At 74.2% G+C, this 25935-nt stretch carries 29 protein-coding genes; 15 read left to right on the top strand and 14 right to left on the bottom strand.

Translation table 11 applies throughout. The annotated features are described in order from the left end of the window. Positions 1-10 precede the first annotated feature (10 nt). Positions 11-331 carry an L-rhamnose mutarotase gene (locus BMY40_RS14720; protein WP_093659537.1) on the top strand — a complete coding sequence of 107 codons (321 nt, stop codon included), beginning with the start codon at positions 11-13 and terminating at the stop codon, positions 329-331. A gap of 174 nt (positions 332-505) precedes the next feature. Continuing rightward, the gene (locus BMY40_RS14715) at positions 506-1525 is read left to right on the top strand and encodes a LacI family DNA-binding transcriptional regulator (RefSeq protein WP_093659535.1); all 1020 of its coding nucleotides are present in this window, start codon (positions 506-508) and stop codon (positions 1523-1525) included. A 216-nt stretch (positions 1526-1741) separates the two neighbouring features. On the opposite strand, the gene BMY40_RS14710 is transcribed toward BMY40_RS14715, so the two are convergent. Beyond that, a complete protein-coding gene (locus BMY40_RS14710) occupies positions 1742-2884 on the bottom strand; it encodes an NAD(P)-binding domain-containing protein (RefSeq protein WP_093659533.1) in 1143 nt (380 codons plus the stop codon). A 64-nt stretch (positions 2885-2948) separates the two neighbouring features. Between BMY40_RS14710 and BMY40_RS14705 the strand changes: the two genes are divergently transcribed. Both BMY40_RS14705 and BMY40_RS14700 read left to right on the top strand, forming a co-directional pair. Further along, positions 2949-3371, top strand: a complete 423-nt coding sequence (locus BMY40_RS14705) for a secondary thiamine-phosphate synthase enzyme YjbQ (RefSeq protein ID WP_093659531.1) — start codon at positions 2949-2951, stop codon at positions 3369-3371. A gap of 156 nt (positions 3372-3527) precedes the next feature. Next, a complete protein-coding gene (locus BMY40_RS14700) occupies positions 3528-4583 on the top strand; it encodes a lactonase family protein (RefSeq protein WP_093659529.1) in 1056 nt (351 codons plus the stop codon). A gap of 69 nt (positions 4584-4652) precedes the next feature. Here BMY40_RS14700 and BMY40_RS14695 read toward each other — a convergent pair whose 3' ends face one another. The 4 genes from BMY40_RS14695 to BMY40_RS14680 all read right to left on the bottom strand — a co-directional run bounded on the left by BMY40_RS14695 (position 4653) and on the right by BMY40_RS14680 (position 8673). Continuing rightward, positions 4653-5645 (bottom strand): sirohydrochlorin chelatase, encoded by a 993-nt coding sequence (locus BMY40_RS14695; RefSeq protein ID WP_177214013.1) that lies wholly within the window; start codon positions 5643-5645, stop codon positions 4653-4655. 153 nt (positions 5646-5798) lie between these two features. After that, positions 5799-6815 (bottom strand): N-acetylglucosamine kinase, encoded by a 1017-nt coding sequence (locus BMY40_RS14690; protein WP_093659525.1) that lies wholly within the window; start codon positions 6813-6815, stop codon positions 5799-5801. Further along, entirely contained in the window at positions 6812-7489 is a 678-nt protein-coding gene (locus BMY40_RS14685) for a uracil-DNA glycosylase (protein ID WP_093659523.1), read from the bottom strand. Before BMY40_RS14685 ends, BMY40_RS14690 begins: the two co-directional genes overlap by 4 nt. Positions 7490-7593: 104 nt before the next feature. Beyond that, positions 7594-8673 (bottom strand): NADH:flavin oxidoreductase/NADH oxidase, encoded by a 1080-nt coding sequence (locus tag BMY40_RS14680; protein WP_093659521.1) that lies wholly within the window; start codon positions 8671-8673, stop codon positions 7594-7596. 150 nt (positions 8674-8823) lie between these two features. On the opposite strand from BMY40_RS14680, the gene BMY40_RS14675 reads away from it, so the two are divergent. Further along, positions 8824-9183, top strand: a complete 360-nt coding sequence (locus BMY40_RS14675) for an ArsR/SmtB family transcription factor (protein WP_093659519.1) — start codon at positions 8824-8826, stop codon at positions 9181-9183. Between the two features lie 128 nt (positions 9184-9311). Here BMY40_RS14675 and BMY40_RS14670 read toward each other — a convergent pair whose 3' ends face one another. Then, positions 9312-10034 (bottom strand): DUF305 domain-containing protein, encoded by a 723-nt coding sequence (locus tag BMY40_RS14670; protein WP_093659517.1) that lies wholly within the window; start codon positions 10032-10034, stop codon positions 9312-9314. A gap of 201 nt (positions 10035-10235) precedes the next feature. Here BMY40_RS14670 and BMY40_RS14665 point away from each other — a divergent pair, with 201 nt between their 5' ends. Next, positions 10236-11720 (top strand): LVIVD repeat-containing protein, encoded by a 1485-nt coding sequence (locus BMY40_RS14665; protein ID WP_093659515.1) that lies wholly within the window; start codon positions 10236-10238, stop codon positions 11718-11720. Positions 11721-11837: 117 nt separating this feature from the next. Here the strand turns inward: BMY40_RS14665 and BMY40_RS14660 are convergent, their stop codons facing one another. From BMY40_RS14660 to BMY40_RS14640, 5 genes are all read right to left on the bottom strand, one after another. Beyond that, a complete protein-coding gene (locus BMY40_RS14660; protein WP_093659513.1) occupies positions 11838-12497 on the bottom strand; it encodes a TetR/AcrR family transcriptional regulator in 660 nt (219 codons plus the stop codon). A gap of 237 nt (positions 12498-12734) precedes the next feature. Further along, positions 12735-13451, bottom strand: coding sequence for a phosphatase PAP2 family protein (locus tag BMY40_RS14655; RefSeq protein ID WP_093659511.1), 717 nt, complete (start codon positions 13449-13451; stop codon positions 12735-12737). 88 nt (positions 13452-13539) lie between these two features. Next, complete coding sequence (locus tag BMY40_RS14650) at positions 13540-14484, bottom strand: M56 family metallopeptidase (RefSeq protein ID WP_093659509.1); 945 nt, start codon at positions 14482-14484, stop codon at positions 13540-13542. 100 nt (positions 14485-14584) lie between these two features. Continuing rightward, positions 14585-15172 carry a DUF5134 domain-containing protein gene (locus tag BMY40_RS14645; RefSeq protein WP_093659507.1) on the bottom strand — a complete coding sequence of 196 codons (588 nt, stop codon included), beginning with the start codon at positions 15170-15172 and terminating at the stop codon, positions 14585-14587. A 171-nt stretch (positions 15173-15343) separates the two neighbouring features. Further along, positions 15344-15736: a VOC family protein gene (locus tag BMY40_RS14640; RefSeq protein WP_093659505.1), complete on the bottom strand. Its 393-nt coding sequence runs from the start codon at positions 15734-15736 to the stop codon at positions 15344-15346. An 85-nt stretch (positions 15737-15821) separates the two neighbouring features. On the opposite strand from BMY40_RS14640, the gene BMY40_RS14635 reads away from it, so the two are divergent. Then, positions 15822-16448 carry a GNAT family N-acetyltransferase gene (locus BMY40_RS14635; protein ID WP_093659503.1) on the top strand — a complete coding sequence of 209 codons (627 nt, stop codon included), beginning with the start codon at positions 15822-15824 and terminating at the stop codon, positions 16446-16448. Here BMY40_RS14635 and BMY40_RS14630 read toward each other — a convergent pair. Beyond that, on the bottom strand, positions 16420-17103 hold the full coding sequence (locus BMY40_RS14630; RefSeq protein WP_093659501.1) for a glycerophosphodiester phosphodiesterase: 684 nt from the start codon (positions 17101-17103) through the stop codon (positions 16420-16422). The two genes, BMY40_RS14635 and BMY40_RS14630, sit on opposite strands and share 29 nt — an antisense overlap. Before the next feature lie 301 nt (positions 17104-17404). On the opposite strand from BMY40_RS14630, the gene BMY40_RS14625 reads away from it, so the two are divergent. The 4 genes from BMY40_RS14625 (at position 17405) to BMY40_RS14610 (ending at position 21378) form a co-directional block, all read left to right on the top strand. Further along, positions 17405-18817, top strand: a complete 1413-nt coding sequence (locus BMY40_RS14625) for a DUF6421 family protein (RefSeq protein WP_245770091.1) — start codon at positions 17405-17407, stop codon at positions 18815-18817. Between the two features lie 29 nt (positions 18818-18846). Further along, the gene (locus BMY40_RS14620) at positions 18847-19617 is read left to right on the top strand and encodes an SDR family NAD(P)-dependent oxidoreductase (RefSeq protein ID WP_093659497.1); all 771 of its coding nucleotides are present in this window, start codon (positions 18847-18849) and stop codon (positions 19615-19617) included. A 35-nt stretch (positions 19618-19652) separates the two neighbouring features. Next, positions 19653-20711 carry a threonine aldolase family protein gene (locus BMY40_RS14615; protein WP_093659495.1) on the top strand — a complete coding sequence of 353 codons (1059 nt, stop codon included), beginning with the start codon at positions 19653-19655 and terminating at the stop codon, positions 20709-20711. Positions 20712-20781: 70 nt separating this feature from the next. Continuing rightward, complete coding sequence (locus BMY40_RS14610; protein WP_093659493.1) at positions 20782-21378, top strand: transglutaminase-like domain-containing protein; 597 nt, start codon at positions 20782-20784, stop codon at positions 21376-21378. 16 nt (positions 21379-21394) lie between these two features. On the opposite strand, the gene BMY40_RS14605 is transcribed toward BMY40_RS14610, so the two are convergent. Then, on the bottom strand, positions 21395-22114 hold the full coding sequence (locus tag BMY40_RS14605) for a lysophospholipid acyltransferase family protein (RefSeq protein WP_093659491.1): 720 nt from the start codon (positions 22112-22114) through the stop codon (positions 21395-21397). Positions 22115-22249: 135 nt separating this feature from the next. Next, complete coding sequence (locus BMY40_RS14600) at positions 22250-22657, bottom strand: DUF4395 domain-containing protein (protein ID WP_093659490.1); 408 nt, start codon at positions 22655-22657, stop codon at positions 22250-22252. Between the two features lie 149 nt (positions 22658-22806). On the opposite strand from BMY40_RS14600, the gene BMY40_RS14595 reads away from it, so the two are divergent. The 4 genes from BMY40_RS14595 to BMY40_RS14580 all read left to right on the top strand — a co-directional run bounded on the left by BMY40_RS14595 (position 22807) and on the right by BMY40_RS14580 (position 25889). Further along, complete coding sequence (locus BMY40_RS14595) at positions 22807-23223, top strand: thioredoxin family protein (protein WP_093659488.1); 417 nt, start codon at positions 22807-22809, stop codon at positions 23221-23223. A gap of 127 nt (positions 23224-23350) precedes the next feature. Beyond that, positions 23351-23884, top strand: coding sequence for a flavin reductase family protein (locus tag BMY40_RS14590; protein WP_093659486.1), 534 nt, complete (start codon positions 23351-23353; stop codon positions 23882-23884). A gap of 177 nt (positions 23885-24061) precedes the next feature. Continuing rightward, positions 24062-24859, top strand: coding sequence for an electron transfer flavoprotein subunit beta/FixA family protein (locus BMY40_RS14585; protein WP_093659484.1), 798 nt, complete (start codon positions 24062-24064; stop codon positions 24857-24859). Between the two features lie 67 nt (positions 24860-24926). After that, the gene (locus tag BMY40_RS14580) at positions 24927-25889 is read left to right on the top strand and encodes an electron transfer flavoprotein subunit alpha/FixB family protein (RefSeq protein ID WP_093659482.1); all 963 of its coding nucleotides are present in this window, start codon (positions 24927-24929) and stop codon (positions 25887-25889) included. The last annotated feature ends 46 nt before the right edge of the window (positions 25890-25935 follow it).

Raw genomic sequence — 25935 nt, 5'->3', positions numbered from 1 at the left:
GGAGGAGCGCGTGCAGCGCGTCTGCTTTCTGCTGAAGGTCCGCGCCGACCGGCTGGCGGAGTACCGCGAGCGGCACGCCGCCGTCTGGCCGGAGATGCTCCGCGCCCTGAGCGAGAGCGGCTGGCGCAACTACTCGCTCTTCCTGCGCGAGGACGGACTGCTCGTCGGCTACCTGGAGACCGAGGACTTCGACGCGGCCAGGGCCGCCATGGAGGCCACCGACGTCAACGCCCGCTGGCAGGCGGAGATGGCCGGCTTCTTCGAGTCCCTGGACGGCGCGCGGCCGGACGAGGCCATGCGCCCCCTCACCGAGGTCTTCCACCTCGACTGACCCGCGCGGCGGGGCCGCGGCACGGAAGGGCGGCAGCGGCCCTCCGGGCGGAGGGGCGCCCCGCGCGCTCCGGTGTGCCCCCGGCCGGGGAGCGGGTGCGTAGCATGGGCGCGCGGCCCCGGGCCAGGCGCCGCGGAGAGCAGGAAACGGGAGACGGTCGGGCTCGTGGCGCGCATGGTGGGGATCAAGGACGTCGCACGTCAGGCGGGGGTGTCGGTGGGCACCGTCTCCAACGTCATCAACCGGCCGGAGATGGTCGCCGAGGAGACCAGGACCCGCGTGCAGGCGGTGATAGCGCAACTCGGCTATGTGCGCAGCGAGTCGGCACGGCACCTGCGGGCGGGCCGCAGCCGGATCATCGCCCTGCTCGTCCTGGACATGGCCAACCCCTTCTTCGCCGACGTCGCCTCCGGCGCCGAGCGGGCGGCGCGGGAGGAGGGGCTCGGTGTGATGCTGTGCAACAGTGCGCAGAGCCCCGCGGAGGAGGCCGACTACCTCTCCCTCTTCGCCGAGCAGCGGGTGCGCGGCGTCCTGGTCACCCCGGCCGACACCTCCGGCCGGAACCTGGCCGACTTCCGCCGCCACGACATCCCCTACGTCGTGGTGGACCGGGTGCTGGCCAGCGCCGACGAGGGCTGCTCGGTCTCCGTCGACGACATCACGGGCGGCTCGCTGGCCGCCCGGCACCTGCTGGCCCAGGGCCACCGGGAACTGGTCTACGTGAGCGGGCCGATGCATCTGTCGCAGTGCCGCGACCGGCACACCGGCGCGCTGGCGGCCCTCCGGGAGGCGGGGCTGCCCCAGGACGCGCTGCGGCGGATCGAGGGCGAACGGCTGGACGTGGCGGCGGGGCGGGACGCGGGCGCCAGGCTGCTGGGGATGGCGCCCAGGCCGACGGCGGTGTTCTGCGCCAACGACCTGCTCGCACTGGGGGTGCTCCAGGCGCTGTTCGCGGCGGGCGTCTCGGTGCCGGGGGACATCGCCCTGGTCGGTTACGACGACATCGAGTTCGCCGCGGCGGCGGCCGTCCCCCTGACCTCGGTGCGGCAGCCCGCCTTCCGGATGGGGCGCACGGCCGCCGATCTGCTCATCGAGGAGACCGGGGAGGCGGCCGCGGAGCACCGGCACCAGCGGATCGTGCTCCAGCCCGAACTGGTCGTCCGCGACTCCAGCATCTCCGCGCCGCGCCACTGACGCGCACCGCCGTCCCCGGCGCCGCCGGGTCGTCGCCCGCCGTTCGGTCAGACGAGCCGGCCGATGAAGTGGACGATGCCGGCGAGCAGGCTGGTGATGAGGTTCATCGGGAACTCTCTCCTTGTGCGTGTCGGGACAGGTCCTCCGCCTCCCGGTGGGACCCCGGGCCGGAGGGGCGGTGACGCTCCGCGGCGCGCCACTCGCACAACGTGAGCATCACGTGTCCCGTGGCCACCGCGCGGCCGTTTCCCCCATCGCCACGCGTACGGGCGATTCCCCGAGTGCCTGTTCGTCTTCGGAGGAGTGGCCGAGGAGGTCCCGGATCGCGCGGACCGCGGCCCGGCCCGCGCGGTTGGCTCCGACGGTGCTCGCCGAGGGGCCGTAGCCGACCAGGTGGATCCGCGGATCGCGCACCACACGGGTGCCGTCCATGCGGATGCCGCCCCCCGGCTCGCGCAGCCGCAGCGGCGCCAGATGGCCGATCGCGGGACGGAAGCCGGTGGCCCACACGATGCTGTCCGCCGCGATCGAGCGCCCGTCGTCCCACTCCACCGCACCGGGGGTGATCCGGTCGAACATCGGCAGGCGCCGCAGCACCCCGCTCTCCCGGGCGCGGCGCATCTCCTCGGTCATGGGAAGCCCCGTCACGGAGACCACGCTGCGCGGCGGCAGCCCGTCGCGCACACGCTCCTCCACCAGGGCGACCGCCGCGCGTCCGCGCTCGGCGTCGAACGGCTCCTCGGTGAAGACCGGCTCGCGCCGGGTCACCCAGGCCGTGGCGGCGGCGACCCGTGAGATCTCCAGCAGATGCTGCACGGCGGAGGTGCCGCCGCCCACGACCACCACGCGCTCGCCCGCGAAGGTGCTCGGGCCGGGGTAGCGGGAGGTGTGGAACTGGCGGCCGGCGAAGGACTCCTGACCGCGCACCCGGGGCCGGAAGGGGCGGTCCCAGGTCCCGGTGGCGTTGATCAGCGCCCGGGCGGCCCACACCCCGGAGTCGGTCTCCACCAGCAGCCGTCCGTCCCCGGCCTCGCGCACCGCGCGCACATGCACCGGCCGCCGCACCCGCAGGTCGAAGGCGCGCTCGTAGTCGGCGAAGTACCCGCCGACCACCTCGGAGGAGGGGCGGTGGGGGTCGGCGCCGGTCAGCTCCATGCCGGGCAGGGAGTGCATCCCGTGCACCCGGTCGTACGTCAGGGTGGGCCAGCGGAACTGCCAGGCCCCGCCGGGGCGCGGGGAGTGGTCCAGCACGACGAAGCCCCGGCCCGGCTCGTACCCGGCGCGCCGCAGGTGGTAGGCGCTCGACAGGCCCGCCTGCCCGGCGCCCACGACCACGACCTCCGCCTCCGAGAACTCCATACCCGGCCAACCGCGGGCGGGGCCGGATGCTTCCCGGAGCGGGGACAGGCCCCAAGATGGAGTCATGAGCGATCGCTTCACCACCCGTACCCTCCAGATCACCACCGGCTCGGACGAGACCGTCGCCGACCTCACCCGCGAATGCGAGGGCTTCCTCGCGGAGGTGGCCGGCGGCCGCGACGGACTGCTCAACGTCTTCGTCCCCCACGCCACGGCCGGCATCGCGATCATCGAGACCGGAGCGGGCAGCGACGACGACCTGCTCGCCGCGCTGCGCGACCTGCTGCCCGCCGACGGCCGCTGGCGCCACCGGCACGGCAGTCCCGGTCACGGCCGCGACCACGTCCTGCCGGCCTTCGTCCCGCCGCACGCCACCCTGCCGGTGATCGGCGGACGGCTGGAGCTGGGCACCTGGCAGTCGGTCTGCCTGGTGGACACCAACGGCGACAACCCCGACCGGCGGGTGCGCCTGTCCTTCCTGGGCTAGCCGTCCCCACCGCCCCGGTCGCAGGGCCGGGCCGGGGAAGACCTGGGAGCCCTCCCAGTCTGGTCCAGGCCAATGCTACGGTCGCCCCCGGTGCCCGGAACGGGGGCAGCGCTTCGAGCAGGACCGAGCGGGATCGAGCGGAAGAGGGGCGGCACAGTGGACGGTGCGGGCGGCGGACGGCGGGCGTACATCGGGTCCTACACCTCGGCGGGCGGACGCGGCATCACCACGGCCGCCGTCGACCCGGACACCGGGGCGCTGACGGTGCTGCACCACACGGACGCGGTGCCCGACCCCTCCTACCTCGTGCCGGGACCGGGCGGGGGGATGCTCTACGCGGTGAGCGAGACCGAGGACGGCCACGCCGCCGCGCTCTCCCTGGCCGACCCCGACCGGCCGAGCCCCGCCGGGGCGCCGGTGCCCGTCGAAGGCGCCGGGCCCGCCCATCTGACCTGCGCGGCCGGGCAGCTGATCACCGCCAACTACACTTCCGGGAGCGTCAGTTCGCTGCCGCTGCGGCCCGACGGGACCCTCGGCGCGCAGCCGGCCGTACTGCCCCACAGCGGCCGCGGACCGGTGCGCGGGCGACAGGAGGGGCCGCACGCCCACGCCGTGGTCGCCGACGCCTCGTGGCGCTGGCTGCTGGCGGTCGATCTCGGCGCCGACTCGGTGTGGGTCTACCGGCTCGACCACGCCGCGGCCGCGCTCCGCCCGCACGGGCGGACGCCGATGCGGCCCGGCAGCGGACCGCGCCACCTGGCCTTCCACCCGCGCGGCGACCGGGCGTACGTCGTCAACGAACTGGTCTCGACCGTGGTCTGCTGCCGCTGGGACCGGGCGAGCGGCGTGCTGGAGCCCGCGGGGGAGGTCGGCACGCTGCCGGCGGGTTCCGGGGCCGAGGGGGAGAACCACCCCTCGGAACTGGTGGTCTCCGCCGACGGCCGCTGGGCCTGGGCGGCCAATCGCGGACACGACAGCATCGCCGTACTGGCCCTGGAGCCGTACGGCGAGGGTATGGAGCTGGTCACCACCGTCCCCTGCGGCGGGCACTGGCCGCGCGACCTGGCCCTCGACCCGGCCGGGCGCAGGCTCTACGCCGCCAACGAGCGGTCGGGCGACGTGACCTGGTTCGACCTCGACCCGGACACCGGGGTGCCGCACCGGGCGGGCTCGATCCAGGCTCCGGCCGCCACCTGCGTCGCCCTCGGCTGAGGGGCGGGCCCGCCGTCCGGTCGCCGTGCGGCCCGCGACCCGGCGGGCCGCAGGGGGGAAGGGCCCGGGTCAGTGGGCCTGCGCCCCCTGCGGCGACCGCTGGGCGATGCCGAGCTTGGCGGCATAGGTGGAGGCCACCAGCCTGCCCACCGCCGTGTAGGAGCCCAGCGGTTCGGACGCCTGGCAGTCGGCCTCCCGCACCGCGGACTCCAGCAGGCCCTCGGGGATCTCGGGGCCGATCAGGCAGGGCGCCAGGGCGAGCTGCCGGGAACCGGCCTCGCGCAGCTGCTCGGCGGCGCGGGTGACGGCGCCCTCCTCGTCCAGCCCGGCGGACAGCACCGGCACCGCCAGGCGGGCGGCCAGCAGCATTCCGGTGATCCCGGCGGCCTGCACGGCCTCCTCGCCGCCCATGGCGGCCAGGATGATGCCGTCGGCGGCGGTCGCCACGGTGAACAGCCGGGCGCGGTCCGCCCGGGCCAGCCCCGCCTCCGAGAGCCTGACGTGGACGGCCTCGGCCAGCAGCGGGTGCGGGCCGAGCACGTCGGTCAGCTCGGCGCCGGAGCCGCTCTCGAGCACGGCCTGGCGTATCCGGCGCATCTGCGCGCCGTCGGGCCCGGCCAGCAGGGGGACGACCACCGCGAGCGGGGCCTCCTCGATCCTGCGGCGGGCGGCCTCGGCCTCGGCCTCCACCTCGGCGGCCTCCGCGCCCGCCTCCACGGCCTCGGCGGCCGCGGCCTCGATGGCGGCCGTCGCCGCGGCGGCACGGGAGGTGCGGTCGGCCGCGGCCTGCGTCAGCACGCTCTGGAGGGCGGGGAACTCACCGTCGTCGCCGTCCACGAAACCGACCCGGGCGTCGAGCCCCGGCAGCTCGGAGCGGGCGATGCTCAGGATCTCCTCGGCGAGGCTTCGGGAGGTGCCGGAGGGCACCCCGGGGACGGCCAGCACCAGAGCGGGCGCACCCTCAGGCGCTATGGCCGGCTGAGGCCGGCGGTGCCGTCCGGGCTGTCGGGGACGCGGCATTCGTACGGGCAGGCCGTTTGCGGGCCCAGTGGGGGTGCTCATGGCGCCGCATGCTAATGCCTTGACGGGTTTGGCTGTTCGGGCGGGGCGGAGGAGTGCCGGTCTGTCCCCTTTCATCCCGCGCGTCGTGGTGACGGCCCCGTTCCGCTGTGTTACCGGGCCGTGCCGCCCGGGGTGCCCGCTCCCGCACCCGCCTCACCGGACGTGGAGGAGTGCCGGGTCCTGCGGCAGCCGCAGCGCGTCCCGGGCCAGCCGGCCGGCCACGAGCAGGGCTCCGGCCAGCGGGTCTCCCGCCGCCGGGACGGTCCGGGCGTGCGGCAGCCGCACGGCCAGCTCCCGGCGGAGGGGGGCGAGGAGCGGCTCGCCGATCCCGAGGAGCCCGCCGGTCAGGGCGACGAGGCTGCCCTCGGCGGCGGGACAGACGGCGGCTGCGCTCCCGGCGATGTGGGCGGCCGCCTCCTCGACGACGCGCGCCGCCACCGGGTCCCGGTCGGCGCATCCGGCCACCTCCGGGGCGAACGAGGCGAGCACCGCCGGGCGGTCGGTACGCGGGTACAGCTTCCCCGGCAGGGAGGCCGCCGGGCCGAAGACGGCCTCGGCGCGGGCGAGCAGCGCGGCCGAACCGCCCGGCCGGCCGTCGTGGGCGCGCATCGCCGCCTCCAGGCCGGCCCGGCCGATCCAGGCGCCGCCGCCGCAGTCGCCCAGCAGGTGGCCCCAGCCGTCGGCACGCCGCCAGGAGCGCAGGTCCGTGCCCGTCGCGATCATCCCGGTCCCGGCGGCGACCACGGCGCCCGGCCGCTCGCCCAGCGCGCCGGCGTACGCGGTCACGGCGTCGGCGGCCAGCGCCACGTGCCGGGCGCCCAGCTCCCGGGCGAGCGCCCCCGGCAGCACGGCGCGCAGTTCGCCGCCGAGCGTCGCCATGCCCGCCGCCCCCACGCACACGGTGTCGATCCGGGGGCGGGAGGAGCCGGCCCCGGCGGCGGAGTCCGGCTCGGCGGCGGCCAGCAGGGAACGGGCCCGGGGCAGCACCAGTTCCAGCAGATGGGCCGCGTCGATGCCCGCCGGGCCGGTGCGCACCGGACGGTTCGACGAGGCGGTGCCCACCGGGACCGGCGCCGCCGCGCGGCCGTCGCCGGCCCGGGCCAGGGCGACGCGCAGCCCTGATCCGCCCGAGTCGACCCCCAGGACCCAGGGGGACGGGCGGCCCGTCACGGCAGGCGCCAGTCGACCGGCTCCCCGCCCTGCCGCACCAGCAGCTCGTTGGCCCGGCTGAACGGGCGCGAACCGAAGAAGCCGCGGTCCGCCGACATGGGGGAGGGGTGGGCCGACTCCACCGCCGGGTACGCCTCCAGCAGCGGCCGCAGGTTCCGCGCGTCCCGGCCCCACAGGATGGCCACCAGCGGCTTGCCGCGCGCCGCCAGCGCCCTGATCGCCTGCTCGGTGACCTCCTCCCAGCCCTTGCCGCGGTGCGCCGCGGGCCGGCGCGGAGCGGTGGTCAGCGCCCTGTTGAGGAGCAGGACGCCCTGCTTCGTCCAGGGGGTGAGGTCGCCGCTGGAGGGCCGGGGCGTGCCGAGGTCGCTGTGCATTTCGCGGAAGATGTTCTCCAGGCTGCCGGGCAGCGGGCGCACGTCGGGGGCGACGGAGAAGCTCAGCCCGACGGCGTGACCCGGTGTGGGGTAGGGGTCCTGGCCCACGATGAGGACCCTCACGTCGTCGAAGGGCTGCTGGAAGGCGCGCAGCACGTTCGGCCCGGCGGGCAGATAGGTGCGCCCCGCGGCGATCTCCGCGCGCAGGAAGTCGCCCATCGCGGCGATGCGTCCGGCCACCGGCTCCAGCGCCTTGGCCCAGCCCGGTTCGACGATCTCGTTCAACGGTCGTGCTGCCACGGGCGGTCACTCTACTGGTTCGGCCCGCCGCCTCTCAGCCGATCACGGCCGACGGCCAACGGCCGTTGGCCGTCGGCCGAGCGGGCCCCCACCGTGCCGGGGCGTCACAGAGCCCAGGCGTACTGGTCGGGCAGGCGAATGGACCCGGCGCCGAGCACCCGTGCCGCGCGCAGCGCCCAGTGCGGGTCGCGCAGCAGCTCCCGGCCGAGGAACACCGCGTCCGCCTCGCCGTTCGCGACGGTCTTCTCGGCCTGCTCCGGTTCGGTGATCAGGCCCACCGCCGCCACCGGCAGCCCCGCCTCGGCCCTGACGCGGGCGGCCAGCGGGACCTGGTAGCCGGGGCCGACGGGGATGCGCGCCCCCGGCACGGCACCTCCGCTGGAGACGTCGAGCAGGTCCACGCCGCGCTCGCGCAGCAGTGCGGCCAGGCGCACGGTCTCCTCGGGGCTCCAGCCGCCCTCCGTCCAGTCGGTCGCCGAGACCCGGAAGAACAGGGGCAGGTCCGCGGGCCACACCTCCCGCACCGCGTCCACGATCCGCAGGGCCAGGCGCGTGCGGTTCTCGAAGCTCCCGCCGTAGGCGTCCGTGCGCCGGTTGGAGAGCGGGGAGAGGAACTCGTGGATCAGATAACCGTGCGCGCCGTGGACCTCGACGACCTCGAACCCGGCCGCCAGCGCCCGCCGTGCCGCGTCGGCGAACCGGCCGACCAGGTCGTCGATCTCCTCCAGGGTCATCTCCCGGGGTACGGGGTGGCCCTCGGCGAAGGGCAGCGCGCTGGGGGCGGCGGGCCGCCAGCCGCCGTGACCCGCGTCCAGCGGGGCGCCACCGCGCCAGGGGGCGTCGGTGGACGCCTTGCGACCCGCGTGGGCGAGCTGGACACCGGCCACGGCGCCCCGCTCCTTCACGAAGCCCGTGATCCGCCGCAGCGCCCGGACCTGCCGGTCGTTCCACAGCCCCAGGTCGCCGGGGGTGATCCGGCCCTCGGGGGAGACGGCCGTGGCCTCCACCATGACCAGCCCGGTGCCGCCGGCCGCCCGGACCCCGTAGTGGGCCAGGTGCCAGTCGCCCGCGGTGCCCGCGTCCGGCCCGGTGGGCTCGGCGCAGTACTGGCACATCGGCGACATCCAGACGCGGTTGGGCACGGTCAGCGAACGCAGGGTGTACGGCTCGAACAGAGCGCTCACAGAAGGCTCCTCGTGGATTCGGGGTCGGTTCGGGACCGGTTCGGAACGGGCCGGGGCCCGGACGCGGGGCGACCCGGCCCGCCGGGCTCATACGGTAGGCATCGTAGTACGGCGGATGTCAAACTACGATGCCTCTCGTAGTATGGAGCCGTGACACCCCGAGCCCAGACCCCGAACGCCGCCCGAGAGCTGGAGCATCCGGCCGCGCGGGAGATCCGGCTGGAAGAGGTCCTGCACGCACTCGCCGACCCCGTGCGCCTGCGGATCGTCCGCGCCCTGGCGGCGAGCGGGGAGGAGATGGCGTGCTCGCTCTTCGACCTGCCGGTCAGCAAGTCGACGACCACCCACCACTTCCGGGTGCTGCGCGAGAGCGGCCTGATCAGCCAGAACTACCGGGGCACCGCGAAGATGAACGCCCTGCGCCGTGACGAACTGGAGCGGCTGTTCCCCGGACTGCTGGACAGCGTGCTCGCCGCGGCGGCCCGGCAGGAGGAGCGGCGGGGCGGCTGAGCGCCGCCCTGCCGCGTTCCGGGGGCGGGCGGATTCCGGGAGTGCGCGGCGCAACGGAAAGGGGCGCGCGGAACCTGCGTCCGCGCGCCCCGTGGTGACCCCCGCCCGTCACAGCCCGTCACAGCCCGTCAGGACATCGAGCGCATCCGGTTGATCTCGGCCGTCTGCTGGGCGGCCACGTCCCCGGCCATCTCCTGGACCTGGACGTCGCGACCGTCGGTCGCCACGTCCTTGGCCATCGTCACGGCGCCCTGGTGGTGGGCGATCATCAGCTTCAGGAAGAGCCGGTCGAAGTCCTCGCCGCGGGCCTGCCGCAACTCGTCGAGCTGCTCCTCGGTCGCCATGCCGGGCATTGGCTCGCCGCCGTGATCCCCGTGATCCCCGTGGCCGCCGTGGTCCCCGTGGCTGCCATGGCCTCCTCCGTGCCCGCCCTCGCCGCGGCCGTTGCGCTTGAGCCAGGACCGCATCGCCGCGATCTCCGGCCCCTGGGCCGCGGAGATCCGGTCGGCGAGCCGGCGCACCTTGCCCGATCCGGCGTGCTCCTCGGCCAGGTCGGTCATCACCAGCGCCTGCCGATGGTGCTCGATCATCCCTGTGACGTACGAGAAGTCCGCCGCGTTCGGCTTCTCCGCGCGCCTCTCGCCCGCCTTCCGCGCCTCTTCGGCGGAGAGCGTCTCGGCGGTCTCGCCCGGCCTGCCGGGCGCGATCACGGAGGGGCCGCCGCCGGGGGCCGCCTCGCCGGAGCCGTCCTCGCAGCCGGTCAGCACGGTCAGCGCTGTCAGTGCGGCCAGTGCCGCCAGCGCGGACGGAAGCGCGCGGGCGGAGAACCGGGATCTGTGACGTTCTGTCACTTTTCCTCCTGTGGCACGGGGTACGCCGGTTCCCCCGATCTTGACACGGGACGCTCCGGCACGACCGAATCCTGACACGGAGGGACGCGGCACCGTGTTCGTATTCCCCTGTCGGAGGAGGGGTGTAAGGAGTCATACTGCCCGAGTCCGTGAGCCGCCCAACTCGGGGCGGCGCCAAGCGGATCGACAGGGAGGAACGCAGTGACGTCGTTGCCCAGACCCCGTGCGCGGCGCAGACACCTCGGCGCGGCGGCGGCCGTGATCGGCCTGCTGTCCACGCTCCTGGCCGCCGGACCGGCGGCGGCAATTCCCGACCCCGGTGACTCGCCGGCCACGTCAGGGAAGGTGTCGAAGCAGGACCGCACGGAAGCCGAGGCCGCCATCGAGAGCGGCGAGATACCCGGTGTGGACGAGGTCGTCCACAGCAGGAACGTCTCCCATCTGACCAACCTGCCCAAGGGGGCGCTCAAGAGCCTCAACACGGATCTGGCCTTCCAGGGCCGCTACGCCTTCGCCGGCAACTACGACGGCTTCACCGTCTACGACATCAGCCGCCCGAAGTCCCCCAAGGTCGTCAGCCAGGTCCTGTGCCCGGGCGGTCAGAACGACATCTCCGTCTCCGGGGACCTGCTCTTCCTGTCCACCGACGCCTCGCGCAGCGACGACTCCTGCAACAGCACCGCCCAGTCGCCCACGGAGAAGAGCTCCTGGGAGGGCATCAAGGTCTTCGACATCAGCGACAAGCGGAACCCGCGGTACGTCGCGGCCGTCGAGACCGCCTGCGGCTCGCACACCCACACGCTGGTGCCCGACCGCGGGAACGTCTACGTCTACGTCTCGTCCTACTTCCCCGACGAGACCTTCCCCGACTGCCAGCCGCCGCACGACGGGATCTCCATCGTGAAGGTGCCGCGCAAGGCTCCCGAGGAAGCGTCGGTGATCGACTTCCCCGTCCTCTTCCCGGACGGCGGCAACCCCGGCCCGCCGGAGAACCCGGTCGCCATGGTGCCCACCACCGGCTGCCACGACATCACCGCGTTCCCCGAGCTGAAGCTCGCGGCGGGCGCCTGCATGGGCGACGGCATCCTGATGGACATCTCGGACCCGGCCGCGCCCCGAGTCATCGACCGCGTCCAGGACAACGAGAACTTCGCGTTCTGGCACTCGGCGACCTTCAACGAGAACGGCCGGAAGGTCGTCTTCACCGACGAGCTCGGCGGCGGCGTCGGCGCCACCTGCAACGCGGAGGTCGGCGACAAGCGCGGCGCCAACGGCATCTACCACATCACCGGCAAGGGCGACCAGCGCAAGCTGGTGTTCAAGAGCTACTTCAAGATCCCCCGCCACCAGGCCGACACCGAGAACTGCGTGGCCCACAACGGCTCGCTGATCCCGGTCAAGGGCCGGGACATCATGGTGCAGGCCTGGTACCAGGGCGGTGTCTCCTTCTGGGACTTCACCGACTCCACCAAGCCCCGGGAGATCGGGTACTTCGAGCGCGGCCCGTACTCCGACCCCGACTCCATCGGCGGCTCGTGGTCGGCGTACTACTACAACGGCCACGTCTACTCGAACGACATCCAGATGGGCTTCGACGTCCTGCAGATCCGGGACCGGCGCACCGCCGGAGCCGAGCGCGTCAGGCTGGACGAGCTCAACCCCCAGACCCAGCCCGACTACCGCTGAGCCGGCCCGAGCCGGTCTGAGCCGGTCCGAAAGGACCCCGACCACCGAACACCGGACCCCGGCGGCCGTGCCGCCGGGGTCCGGCCGTGTTGGCTCCCCCTCGCCCGCCCGGGTCCGTCAGAGCGGGCCCGGCAGCGGCAGCAGCGATCCCTGCCCGGACAGCTCCCTCGCGGGGGCGTCGGGAGGGAACCCCAGCTCCCAGTCCAGCCCGTACCGTGCGAACAGTTCGGCGCGCAGTCTCGCCGCCGGCATCGGCGCCCCGGGCAGCAGCACGGCCACCACCGCTCCCATGAGCAGTGCGCGCAGCAGCGGGTAGTCGGTGTCCGGATCGCGCGAGCCGTAGCGGACGACGGTGTCGCGCAGCAGTCCGGCCAGCCGCTGCTGCTCGTCGCACTGGACGAAACCCTCGTGCTGCAGGATCCCGGCCATGTGAGTGCGCATCAGCGTCGGCCGGTCGCGGGCGAGGCCCAGGACCGCGTCGATCGCCCGGGCCAGCGCCTCCCGCCCGGCGTCCGGGCCCGCGGGCCGCGGCTCGCGCTCCAGCGCCTCGGCCAGGGTGAGGTGCATCAGCCGGTGGACGGCCGACTGCAGCAGCTGCCGTTTGCCCGGGAAGTAGTACGACACCAGACCCCGCGCGGACCCGGCCCGGTCCGCGATGTCCCCTAGAGTCGTCGCCTCGTATCCGCGCTCGTCGACGAGTTCCACCGTCGCCTGCAGCAGCCGCTCGCGGGATCGCCGGCGCAACTCCTCATTGACCGATGCGCTGCGAGGGGACATCCTGTTAACTCCTGCGTTGACTGGCTCAGAGCCAATATACTCAGCGGTCTCCGGACGCCGGCCGGCGAGTCACGGCGGTGTCCGGTCGGACGCCGATCTCGGGCGACGCGGGGGATCGCCCGAGATCGGCCCTCCTCATGCGGAGCCGGGGAAGGGCGGCGCGCCGCCCTTCCCCGGCTCCGCCGTCGGCCCGACGCGCGGCAGTGTGCCGGAGAAGCCGAAGAGTACGCCCTTGGGTCACCATGGAGCCCGCCCTTCCGGTCCGTGCCGCTCCGGGCGAGGACCCCGGGCGCCGCGTCCGCTCCACAGCGCCGCCGTGGCGGCGGCCACGGCGAAGCCCAGCAGCCAGCCGACGACCACGTCGGTGGGCCAGTGCACGCCCAGGTAGACCCGGGTGAAGCCCACCCCGGCCACGCTCACCGCGCCCACCCACAGGACGGCCAGGCGCACGGGGCGGCCCGCTTCGTGCAGATGCGCCAGCCACAGCAGCAGACCGCAGGTGAGCGCCGCCGTCATGGCGTGGCCGGAGGGCAGCGCCGCGAAGCCCGCGGAGTCCACCGGATCACTCCAGCGGGGGCGGTCGCGGTCGAACAGAGCCTTCAGCGCCTGCTGGAGGACGGTGCCGGCGATAGCGGCGGCCAGGAGCCAGAACGCCGGCCGGCGCGCGCCGCGCAGCACCAGCCACGAGACCGTCACCAGCAGTACGGCCCGCATCGTCCACGGATCCCAGACCCAGTCGGTCAGCACCCGGTTGAGCCGTGTCCAGCCGGGCTCGGCGACCGCCGTGCGGTGCAGTTCGGCCGTGACGCGCGCGTCGAGCTCCAGCAGCGGGTCCCATCCCGCCAGGACGAGCACGGTGAGCACGGCGGCCACGGCGGTGCACAGCGGGGCGGCGAGGTGCGGGAGGGAGCGCGGAGAGGGGCGCTGGGAGGGGTGCCGGGAGGATGGGGCCATGGTGGAAAGGGTCGCCACTGGAGGGCGGTCCAACCGTCCGGTCGGCGGGTTGGCCGGTCGAGGGAGCGCGCGCAGCGGCGCGCGCATGTCAGCCCAGCGCCCTGAGTCCGGGGGCGAAGGCCACCAGCAGCGGAACCAGCGGCACCAGGGCCGCCAGCGCGGTCGTCCGCAGCCGCCGGACCACCGTAAGCCGGGGAGCGGCCCTCAGCAGCCGGTCGACCCGCTGCGGCACCTGTGCGCCGGGGTGCGAGGCGTACGGGTCGAAGACCCCCCGCTCCTCGTTGAGTTCGACCAGCGCCAGGGCGACCTCCAGCCGTCCGCAGTGCCGCGAGGCCACATCGTCGGCCGCCAGCTCCACCAACCGGTGCACCTGGTCCCGGAACGCGCGGAAGACCGGCACCCGCGGGAAGCCGGCGGCGAGCGCGGACGAGCAGTGCAGCAGCCAGTCGTGACGGGCCCGCAGATGGCCCCGCTCATGGGCGAGGACGGCGTCGAGCCTGCGCCCCCGGAGCCGGCGCAGCGCCGCGGTGGTGACCACGAGCCGGGGCGTGCTGCCCGGCAGCCACCAGGCGTCCGGGCGCTCGCTCTCCAGGACCACCAGCCGCTCCCCGGGGGCCGCTTCCTCACCGGGCAGCAGCGGGGCGCGCGTGAGGAGTTCGGTGCGCCGGGCGCGCCGCCGGGCGCGAGCGTGGCGGATCTCCCGGGTGAGCATCGCGGCGGTCCACACACCGCCGCAGGCGAGCACCACCGCCACCACCGCGGGCCAGGACTCGCCGAACGCGCTGAGCCCGTACGCCTCGACGACCCGGCTCGGGGCCGGGGCGAAGACGTGGCCGCGCACGGCCTGCCAGGCCGCCGCGCCGGACAGGGCCATGGCGAGCACGCAGCACAGCAGCACGGCGACCACCACGCACTGCCACACCAGCAGCGCCAGCACCGGCTCGCGGTCCGGCCAGGAGCCGCGGGCCAGCACGCGCGGCGCCGTCGCCGCGATCAGTGCGCCCAGGACGATCAGTGTGAGCGCGACCATCATGAGGAACAGCCTATGAGCCGGCGGCCGCCCCGCGGCAGGCGGGAAACGGGAAGTGACGCACGCCTCACCGGCGCGGTGCTCCACCGGTCCGCGCGGGACCTCACAGGGTGAGCAGCATCGCGAACATCCCCATGCCCATCGCCAGTCGGCAGGCCGCGGCCACCTCCGGCGCCCGGGGCGGCCCGCCGCCCCGGCCGCCGTCCGCGGCGCCGGCCGGGAGGCGGAGGGAACCCGGCGCGGGCACCAGCCGGGCCCCCGCGAGCAGTGCGTACAGCGCGAAGTAGACCAGCAGCGCCCCGGTCAGCGCCGCCGCGGGGGCGGGCGCGGCGGGCGGTGCCGCATGCGCCCCGTGGGCGGGGGCGGCGGCCATGGCGATTGCCATGTGGAACATGGCCAGGGCGCCGACGGTGTGGTGCAGATGGTGGAACCGGTGTTCCCCGTCGAACAGGACCAGAGCCAGCCCGTACACCGCGGCGGCGCCGAAGAGGGCGGCGAAGACCGCGGCCGGCGGAGGCTCCACCGCCGAGGCGGGCAGCGCCATCACGGCCATGCCCAGGGCCATCACCGCCTCGCCGGCGGCCTCCCGCCGCTGCCCGGGCGTGCCGCCGCGCATCCGCCGCAGACAGTACGCGCCCACACCGCCGCACAGGGCCGCCAGCATCCAGCCGACCGGTTCCGGTCCGTGCACCCCGCCTCCCGACCGCTTTCCCGACCGGCTTCCCCGGCCGGTTCCGCGGGGAGGATGCCCGGCGCCGGACGCGTGTACGGGAGCGCGCGGGGGCAGTGGGGAGCGCGGCCGGAGCGCGCGCCCCGGATGCCGGGGCACCGGCCCGAGGCCCGCGTGGAAAGCGCCAGAACGTCAGATGCCGGGCCGGTAGCGCAGCGGATGGTCCTCGGGGACCTCGACGAGGGCGATCCGCACCCCGTCCGGATCACTGATCCACATCTCCACCAGCCCCCACGGCTCGCGCCTGGGCTCCCTCAGCACCTCCACACCGCGTGCGGTGAGCTCCCGGTGGGCCCCGGCCGCGTCGGCCACCTGGAGCCACAGCCGGAGGCCGGGCGCGGGCGGGGTCTCGGACCGGCCGGATACCTCCAGGAAACCGCCGCCCAGGAAGTAGACGGTCCCGCGCTCCGGCCCGGTGCCGAACTCCCGGTACACGGCCAGCCCCAGGGCACCGCCGTAGAAGGCCCGCGAACGCTCCGGGTCGGTGGGGCGCAGCAGGACCCGGCTGCTCAGTACGTGAACCATGGCACCGAGCCTAGGCCGCCGGGGCGCCGTCCGGTGTACGGGCCGAGCGGCCGGGCCGCGCGGGCGGACGGTTAGGCTCGGCCCCATGAACGTCCCGAACGCCTTGAACACCCCCGGTTCCGCCGGTTCCACCGCCCCCGAGACCGCTCCCGCGGCCGCCTCCGCCCTGAGCTTCAGGACCGCGGGCGAGGGCGACGTCCCCGCGCTGGTCGCCCTGGTGGAGTCGGCGTACCGGGGCGAGGCCAGCCGGGCGGGCTGGACCACCGAGGCGGACCTGCTGGACGGGCAGCGCACCGACCCCGAGGGCGTCGCCGGCGTCATCCGCGCCCCCGGCAGCCTGATGCTGGTCGCCGAGCGGGACGGGAAGCCGATCGCCTGCTGCCAGCTGGAGCGCCGCGAGGGCGGGGCGGGGCAGCCCGTCGCGTACTTCGGGATGTTCGCCGTCCGGCCGGTCCTCCAGGGCGGCGGGCTGGGCAGGGCGGTCCTGGCGGAGGCCGAGCGGGTGGCGCGGGAACGCTGGGGCGCCGGCGAGATGCACATGACGGTGATCACCGCCCGGGCGGACCTGATCGCCTGGTACGAGCGCCGCGGCTACGTCCGCACCGGGCGCACCAGCCCCTTCCCGTACGGCGACGAGCGGTTCGGCGTCCCGCTCCGCGACGACCTGGAGTTCGAGCTGCTGGTCAAGCCGCTTCGCCTGCCGCCCTCCTGACGGCGGGCAGGTCGGTGACCACGCCGTCCAGGCCCAGCTCGCGGACGCGGGCCAGGTCCTGGTCGGTGTTGACCGTCCAGGAGATCACCTTCAGACCCGCGGCGCGGCAGCGCCCGACGACCTCCGCGTCCAGCCGGCGCAGCTCGCAGGAGACCATCGGAGCCCCCAGCTCCACGGCGCGCTCGGGGGCGGTGGGCGTCGACCTGCCGGTGACCAGCGCGATGGGGATGTCCGGCAGCAGCTTGCGGGTCTCGCGCAGGGCGTCGTCGTGGAAGGAGATCACCGTGACCCGCCGGTGAAGGCCGAGCCGCTCGACGGCCTCCGCCAGTACCCGGGCCGCGGCGCGGTCCTTGATCTCGGCCTGGAGCGGTGCGGAGACCGCCTCCACGACCTCCTCGAAGACCGGGACGCGCTCGCCGAGGCCGGCGTCCAGCTCGCGCAGCTCGGCGAGGGTCTTCTCCGCGACCGGACCGGAGCCGTCGGTGGTGCGGTCCACGTCGGCGTCGTGCATCACCACCAGCGCGCCGTCCCGGCTCAGGTGGAGGTCCAGTTCGATGACGTCGAAGCCCTCGCGGTCGGCCCGGACGAAGGAGCGCAGGGTGTTCTCGGGCTCGACGCCCATCACCCCGCGGTGGCCGACGGTCAGCAGTGGCACGGCGCGTTCTCGCTTTCCTGCGGTGTTCGGGGCGGCGGTGCGTACGCGCGGCAAGGGTAGCCGCGGACGATCACCGCCGGGGCCGCGGGGCGCCCGTGGTCCCGGCGGCCGGGCCACGGAGCGTGCCGGCCCCGCGCCTTCGCCGCACATATGGCCATCTCTTCCGTTTCAGGGGCTGTTCACGGGAAAAACATCCGCGTTGCGGGTGGCTGGCAGAAGAATTTCCTCACCCTCAGGTTGATCGGGGAAGTCTGCGCAGCTACGGTGCTGGTACGAGAGTTTCTTCTGTGGAGGGGTAGTGATGACGGAAATCCTTTCGCCCGCGGTGACGACGGGTGGCGCTCCGACCGCCGACGGCCCGTTCGCCGGCCGTGTGGTGGAGCACCCCGCCTGGGCGGTGCTCAAGGAGGCCGTCGAGGCCGTCCGCCCCGCCCAGTCCAAGGACGGCTCCATCGACTTCGGCGCCGAGGGCGCCCCCGCGCGGGCCGAGGTCGAGCGGCACATCGAGCGGATCGTGGCCTGTGTCGAGGAGCTCGCGCCGCTGCTTCCGCACAACGAGGCGTACCACCGCGCCCTGGTGGCCGACCTGCGCCGCTGGGCCGAGAGCGGCTTCGGCGTCCCCGACTTCCTGGACTCCCTGCTGGCCTTCCAGCCCGCCTCCCAGCGTGCCGACGGGATCCAGCACCTGGTCGTCTTCCCCATGTACACGCAGAACGGCAACCCCGACCGCAACCTGGAGGCCGTCGTCCTGCGCGTGGTCTGGCCGGACTGGCTGGCCGAGCTGGAGCGCACCCGCTACGACAACCCGCTCTTCCTCGGCATCACCTTCGAGGACTTCACCAGCGGCTACGACACCCACTCCGCGGTCCTCTTCCCCGAGACCGTCGCCGTGCGCGAGGCGCCCGAGCGGTTCTCCTGGGGAGGGATCTTCTGCGACCGCGAGGCCGCCCGCTTCCGCCGCGTCGTCGACGCCGCCTGCGAGGTCACCAAGCTGGAGCTGCCCGAGGACGCCCGGGGACTGCTCACCGACCAGAAGCGCGCCCAGCAGACCTTCGTGTTGTGGGACATGGTCCACGACCGCACCCACAGCCACGGCGACCTGCCCTTCGACCCGTTCATGATCAAGCAGCGCCAGCCGTTCTGGATGTACGGCCTGGAGGAGCTGCGCTGCGACCTCACCGCCTTCCACGAGGCCGTGAAGCTGGAGGCCGACGGCTTCGAGCAGGGCCGCGACGTGCAGTACGCCGTGCTGCTGGAGCGCCTGTTCCGCTTCCCCGTCACCGGCGAGCGCAGCCGCAACTACGACGGGCTGGGCGGCCAGCTGCTGTTCGCCTACCTCCACAAGCACGACGCCCTGCGCTGGACGGACAACAAGCTCAGCATCGACTGGCAGCGGGCCCGCGAGGTGACCGTGCACCTGCGCGAGGAGATCGAGACCCTCTACCGCGAGGGCATCGACCGCCCGAAGCTGGTCCACTGGTTCAAGGCCTACGAGCTGGTCTCCACCTACCTCGCCCCGCACCCCGGCTCGACCTGGGCCAAGGGCCCCGACGCCCTGGACCTGAGCCTGCCGCCGCGCAAGCTGGTGGACGAGGTGCTCCCCGACGAGTTCCCGCTGAGCATGTTCTACGAAGCGCTCGCCAAGAAGCTGCGCAACGTGATCGCATCGACCAAGGGCATCACCGCCGAGTCCGCCGTACCGGTCGCGGCGTGACCACCGGACGTCACAGAGAGGCGATCACCATGACCAGCACACCCAACGGCAACGGCGGCCCCCTGGACGGCGCCGTCGTCGCCGTCGCCGGCGCGGCGGGTCCCGCCGGCCAGGCCGCGCTGCTGAGCCTGGCCGAACGGGGCGCCACCGTCGTCGCCGCCGACGCGGACGCCGAGCGGCTGGCCCAGGCCGTCGACAGGGCCCGCTTCGCGCACGGCGGCGCCGCCGTCACCGGCGACACCGTGGACCTGCTCGACCTGGAGGCCACCCGTGAGTGGGCCACCCGCACCGAGAAGGAGTACGGCCGCGTCGACGGGCTGGTGCACCTTGTCGGCGGCTGGCGCGGCTCGGCGGCCTTCGCCGAGACCGACCTGTCCCACTGGGACCTGCTGGAGAAGCTGCTGGTGCGCACCGTGCAGCACACCTCGCTGGCCTTCGAGGGAGCCCTGCGCCGCAGCGGAAACGGCCGCTACGTCCTGATCAGCGCAGCCGGCGCCTCCCGCCCCACCGCCGGCAACGCCGCCTACGCGGCCGCCAAGGCCGCGGCCGAGGCCTGGACCCTGGCCCTGGCCGACGCCTTCCGCAAGGCGGGCAAGGGGGCGGATGCGGGGCCGCCTGCCGCGGCTGCCATCCTGGTGGTCAAGGCGCTGGTCAACGACGCGATGCGCGCCGAGCGCCCGAACGCCAAGTTCGCGGGCTTCACCGACGTCGGGGAGCTGGCCGAGGCCATCGCCGGTGTCTGGGACAAGCCCGCCGAGGAAGTGAACGGACACCGCCTGTGGCTGACCCCGCAACCGTAGAGGCCCACCCGACCGAGGCACCCCCGGCGCCCCCCGTGACGGACGCCCGGCGCCGCCACGACCCGCGGGTGCGCGGCTTCGCCAGCGACAACTACGCGGGCGCGCACCCGGAGATCCTGGCGGCGCTCGCCCTGGCCAACGGCGGTCACCAGACCGCCTACGGCGAGGACGAGTACACCGCCCACCTCCAGGAGGTCTTCCGCGCCCACCTCGGGCCGGCGGCCGAGGTCTTCCCGGTCTTCAACGGCACCGGCGCCAACGTCGTCGCCCTCCAGGCCCTCACCGACCGCTGGGGCGCGGTCGTCTGCGCCGAGAGCGCCCACATCAACGTGGACGAGTGCGGCGCGCCCGAACGGGTCGGCGGGCTGAAGCTGCTGACCGTGCCCACCGAGCACGGCAAGCTCACCCCCGAGCTGGTCGAGCGCGAGGCGTACGGCTTCGACGACGAGCACCGGGCGATGCCGCAGGTGGTCTCGATCACCCAGAACACCGAACTGGGCACCGTCTACACGCCCGAGGAGATCCGGGCGATCTGCGAGACGGCCCACGAGCGCGGCATGACCGTCCACCTCGACGGAGCCCGCATCGCCAACGCGGCGGCCGCGCTGGGCGTGCCGCTGCGGGCGTTCACCACGGACGCGGGCGTGGACGTGCTCTCCTTCGGCGGCACCAAGAACGGCATGCTCTTCGGCGAGGCCGTCGTCGTGCTGAACCCCGGCGCGGTGCGGGCGATGAAGCACCTGCGGAAGCTGTCGATGCAGCTGGCGTCCAAGATGCGGTTCGTCTCCGTGCAGTTCGAGGCGCTGCTCGCCGGCGACCTGTGGCTGCGCAGCGCGTCCCACGCCAACGCCATGGCCGGGCGGCTGGCCGAGGGCGCGCGCACCGTCGACGGCGTGGAGATCCTCCACCCCGTCCAGGCCAACGCCGTCTTCGCCCGGCTCCCGCACGACGTGAGCGAGCGGCTGCGCAAGCGCCACCGCTTCTACTTCTGGGACGAGGCCGCCGGCGACGTGCGCTGGATGTGCTCCTTCGACACCACCGAGGAGGACGTCGACGACTTCGTCGCCGCGCTGCGGGAGGAGATGGCCCGCTGACCGCGGGGGAGGCCCGCCGGACCGGAAAAAGGGAGGCGGGCCGCCCCCTCCCCTCCTAGGCTTCCGGGACATGGAGCTGATCCGGCGGGACCCGGACCCGTCCGCCTACCTCGCCGCCTGCGAGGCCGTCGACCACCGGCATCCCCTGGTCGCCCGGACGGCCTCGCGGCTGCGGGAGCGGACCGGCGGGCGCACCGACGGCGAAGGCGGCCTCGTGCGCTACGCCGAGGCCGCCTTCGACTTCGTCCGCGACACCATCCCGCACTCCTTCGACAGCGGCGACCAGCGGGTGGCCTGGCGCGCCTCCGACGTCCTCGCCACCCGCAACGGCATCTGCCACGCCAAGTCGCACGCGCTGGCGGCGCTGCTGCGCCACGAGGGCATCCCGGCCGCCCTGTGCTACCAGAAGCTGAACGTCGTCCACGGCCTGATCGCGCTCAAGCTGCCCGGCCGCCCCTGGGCGCGCCAGGACCCGCGCGGCAACAGGCCCGGCGTGGACGCGCGCTTCTCGCTCGACGGAGAGCGGCTCGCCTTCACACCGGACCCGGACGCGGGGGAGTACGACATACCCGAGCTCTACGCGGCCCCGCCCGAGCCCGTCCTGACCGCCCTGAAGCGGGCCGGTGACCGCGCACAGCTGGAGCGGCTGCTCCCCGAGAGGCTCTGACGCCCCTCGTCCGGCCCTACAGCGAGCCCGCCTCGGCCGGGGTCGGGGCGGTGCCGCCCAGGTGCGCGGGGATCCACCAGGTGTCCTCCGGCCCCTTGGGCCGCACCGGGTACGCCCGCTGGGCCGCCTCCAGCAGCTCCTGCACACGGTCGCGCAGCCGCTCGGTGAGCCCGGCCGCCGACTCGCCCTCGGCGGGCCGCATCGGCTCGCCCACCCGGATGGTGATCGGGAAGTGGTTGCGGCCGAAGTCCCGCTTGTGGCCCTTGGTCCACAGCCGCTGCGTGCCCCACAGCGCGACCGGCAGCAGCGGTACGCCCGCCTCCTGCGCCATCCGGGCCGCACCCGTCTTGAAGGTCTTCAGGGTGAACGACTGCGAGATCGTCGCCTCGGGGAAGACGCCGATGATCTCGCCCGAGCGCAGCGCCTTCAGCGCGTGGCGGTAGGCGTGCTCGCCCTGCGAGCGGTCCACCGGTATGTGCTTCATCGCCCGCATCAGCGGTCCGGAGACCTTGTGCCGGAAGACCGACTCCTTGGCCATGAAGCGCACCAGCCGCTTGGCGGGCCGGGCGGCCAGTCCGGCGAAGACGAAGTCGAGGTAGCCGATGTGGTTGCTGACCAGCACGGCGCCGCCGCGCCGGGGGACGTGCTCGGTGCCGTCGATGTCGAAACGCAGGTCGAGCGCCCTGAACAGGGTGCGGGCCGCGCCGATCACGGGTGGATACACCAGTTCTGCCATCTGTGGAGGACCCTTCTGGGAGGCTGCCTGGGGAGGGTTCTCCCGGCGGATCTACCCGAACCTACGCTGCCGTAACTTCCCTGGCCAATTCCGGGGGCAGGAGATCCTCGTCACGTTCGGGCGCCGTCCGGTGCCTCACCCCGCGATCCGGCGCAGCGCCAGGTACACCTCGCAGCCCAGGCAGTAGCCGAACGCGGCGTTGAGGAAGGCCGCCGCGAGCGCGCAGGCGGTCGCGGCCATGCCCAGCCACAGGGGTCCCGCGCCGTACCCCACCAGACCCACCAGGGCGAAGACCAGGCCCACACCCTGGGCGAAACGGGGTGGCGCCGCGTCCTCCGTCCCGGCCGGGGGCCCCAGCCGTGGCCGGACCAGATGGCGGAAGAGGAGTCCGTACGGCGAACGCGCCACGCCGAGCGCCGCCCCGGCGGCGAACACCAGCGCCTGCGCGGCCAGCAGCGGGAAACTCCCGCTGACCAGCACGGCGGCCAGGACCGCGGTGGTCACGGCGGCGGCGAATCTCGTTCCCCGTATGTCGACCCTCATGGCGACAGCATTCCGCACCCGGGGCGGCGGTGGCGGCCGGATGCGGGAATCGGCGGCACGGGCCCGGGCGCTGTGGGAGACGATGCGGGAAGCGACGGGGCGGCGGGACGGCGGACGCGGGGTATGGGGGGATGGGCGGGATGGCAGGGATGACGGGACTGATCGTGTGCCTGGCGGTGCTGGCGCTGGCCGGCGCCTTCGGGATGGTGCACAGCAGGCGGAACGGAAGGATGACGGTGCGCGGACGGGATGCGGAGGAGAGGCTGACCGCCGAGGAGGTGGGCGCCGGGCGGCTGGGGGAGCGGGCCACGCTGGTGCAGTTCTCCAGCGCCTTCTGCCAGCCCTGCCGGGCCACCCGGCGGATCCTGGCCGAGGTCTCGGAGCTGGTGGAGGGCGTCGTCCACGTGGAGGTGGACGCCGAGTCCCGGCTGGATCTGGTGCGGCGGCTGCGGATCATGCGCACCCCCACCGTCCTGGTGCTGGACGCGCGCGGCCGGATCGTGCGGCGGGCGAGCGGCCTGCCGCGCAAGGCCGACGTCATCGCCGCGATCGGGGAGGCGGTGTGAGGCCCGGGAGGTCCGCGGCGGCCGGGAGGGGCGCCGGCCGCGTGACCCTGGTCCCATCCACGGGGGCGAACTTGACGCGGACCGTTCGCGGTGGACAGCCTGGCCTGCTGTGGGCAGGGGATCTCATATGAGCGCACCGAACGGCATCCAGCGGGCACCGGAGGCGGCCGAAGCCGGCCCCGCCCTGCTGCGCGCCGTCTTCCGGCGGCACGCCGCCGGGGTCGCCGTGATCACCGCCCACGGGCACGGCCGCCCCGCCGGGTTCACCGCGACCTCCCTGGCCTCCGTCGCCGCCGAGCCGCCGCTGATCTCCTTCAACATCGCCACGGCCTCCTCGGTGTGGCCGGTGGTCGCCGAGGCGGAGCACGTGGGAGTGCACATCCTGGGCGAGCACCAGCGCGAGCTGGCCGCCACCTTCGCCCGCCCCGGGGCGGACCGCTTCGCGCCGCCCACCCGGTGGCGCCGGGGGCCGCGCGGGGTGCCGGTGCTGGAGGGCGTGCTCGCCTGGACGGTGTGCGGGGTGGTGGCCCGGGTGCCGACCGGCGACCACCGGGTGGTCCTGGCGGAGGTGGTGGCCGGGGACTCCTCCGGCACGGGCCGTCCGCTGCTGTACCACGCGGGGCGTTACAACGCGCTGCGCGAGGGCACAGTGCCCTCCTGAGCCGTTGGAAAGGTCACAGTTCACCGGCCTTGCCTCCGGGTAAGGGCCTGGGTGTACTGACGAGTAATATCCTGGATGGAGAGCCGGCCCCACCGGACCGGATTCCGCCCGATCAGGCGCCTATGCTGCCTGTGAGACAAGGCAGCCAGTAATGACGACGCATGTAGGAGAGCCGGCGTGAGCTTGAGGATCGTTGTCTGTGTGAAGTACGTGCCCGACGCCACCGGCGACCGGCACTTCGCCGATGACCTGACCGTCGACCGCGAGGACGTGGACGGCCTGCTGTCGGAGCTCGACGAGTACGCCGTCGAGCAGGCCCTGCAGATCGCCGAAGGCCGCCGACAGGGTGGGGACGACGCCGAGGTCACCGTGCTGACCGTCGGCCCCGAGGACGCCAAGGACGCGCTGCGCAAGGCGCTGTCCATGGGCGCCGACAAGGCCGTGCACGTGGAGGACGACGACCTGCACGGCACCGACGTGATCGGCACCTCCCTGGTGCTGGCCAAGGCCGTCGAGAAGACCGGCTACGACCTGGTCGTCTGCGGCATGGCCTCCACCGACGGCACCATGGGCGTGCTGCCCGCGCTGCTGTCCGAGCGCCTGGGCGTACCGCAGGTCACCCTGCTCTCCGAGGTCTCCGTGGAGGACGGCAAGGTCACCGGCCGCCGGGACGGCGACGCCGCGACCGAGCAGCTCGAGGCCGCGCTCCCGGCCGTCGTCTCCGTGACCGACCAGTCCGGCGAGGCGCGCTACCCCTCCTTCAAGGGCATCATGGCCGCCAAGAAGAAGCCGGTTCAGTCCCTGGACCTGGACGACCTGGACATCGACGCCGACGAGGTCGGCCTCGGGGGCTCCTGGACCAAGGTCGACGACGCCGCCGAGCGTCCGGCCCGCACCGCGGGCACGATCGTCAAGGACGAGGGCGAGGGCGCCAAGCAGCTCGCCGAGTTCCTCGCGGGCCAGAAGTTCATCTGAGCCCCAAGGCCCGTCGCACCCCTCACTCCTCTACCGCCCTCGCAATCCTCGCAGGAGAGCAACTCCCATGGCTGAAGTCCTTGTCTACGTCGACCACGTGGACGGCGCCGTCCGCAAGCCCACCCTCGAACTGCTGACCCTGGCCCGCCGCATCGGCGACCCGGTCGCCGTGCACCTGGGCGCCGGCGCCGACAGCGCCGCCGCCACGCTGGCCGAGTACGGCGCGGTGAAGGTCCTCGCCGCCGACGCCCCCGAGTTCGCCGACTACCTCGTCGTGCCGAAGGTGGACGCGCTCCAGGCCGCCTACGAGGCCGTCTCCCCGGCCGCCGTCCTGGTCCCCTCCTCCGCGGAGGGCAAGGAGATCGCGGCCCGCCTGGCGCTGCGCATCGGCGCGGGCATCATCACCGACGCCGTCGACCTGGAGGCCGGCGACTCCGGCCCGGTGGCGACCCAGTCGGTCTTCGCCGCGGCCTTCACCACCAGGTCCCGCGTCACCAAGGGCACCCCGGTCATCACCGTCAAGCCCAACTCCGCCGCCCCCGAGGCCGCCCCGGCCGCCGGCCAGGTCGAGCAGCTCCCGGTGACCTTCGGCGAGAAGTCCACCGGCACCAAGGTCGTCTCCCGCACCCCGCGCGAGTCGACCGGCCGACCGGAGCTGACCGAGGCCGCGATCGTGGTCTCCGGCGGCCGCGGTGTCAACGGCGCCGAGAACTTCTCGGTCATCGAGAACCTCGCCGACGCCCTCGGCGCGGCCGTCGGCGCCTCGCGCGCCGCGGTGGACGCGGGCTGGTACCCGCACACCCACCAGGTCGGCCAGACCGGCAAGTCCGTCTCGCCGCAGCTCTACATCGCGGCGGGCATCTCCGGCGCCATCCAGCACCGGGCCGGCATGCAGACCTCGAAGACCATCGTGGCCGTCAACAAGGACGAGGAGGCCCCGATCTTCGACCTGGTCGACTACGGCGTGGTCGGCGACCTCTTCGAGGTCCTCCCGAAGCTCACCGAGGAGGTCAAGGCCCGCAAGGGCTGACACCCTCCGCGGAAGGCGGACAGCGGCCGGGGCCGCGCGGTCGGTG

This window comes from Streptomyces radiopugnans (assembly GCF_900110735.1).
GTDB lineage: Bacteria > Actinomycetota > Actinomycetes > Streptomycetales > Streptomycetaceae > Streptomyces > Streptomyces radiopugnans.
The sequence above is the reverse complement of the archived record's forward strand: the minus strand, read 5'-3'. Positions and strand labels throughout refer to the sequence as shown.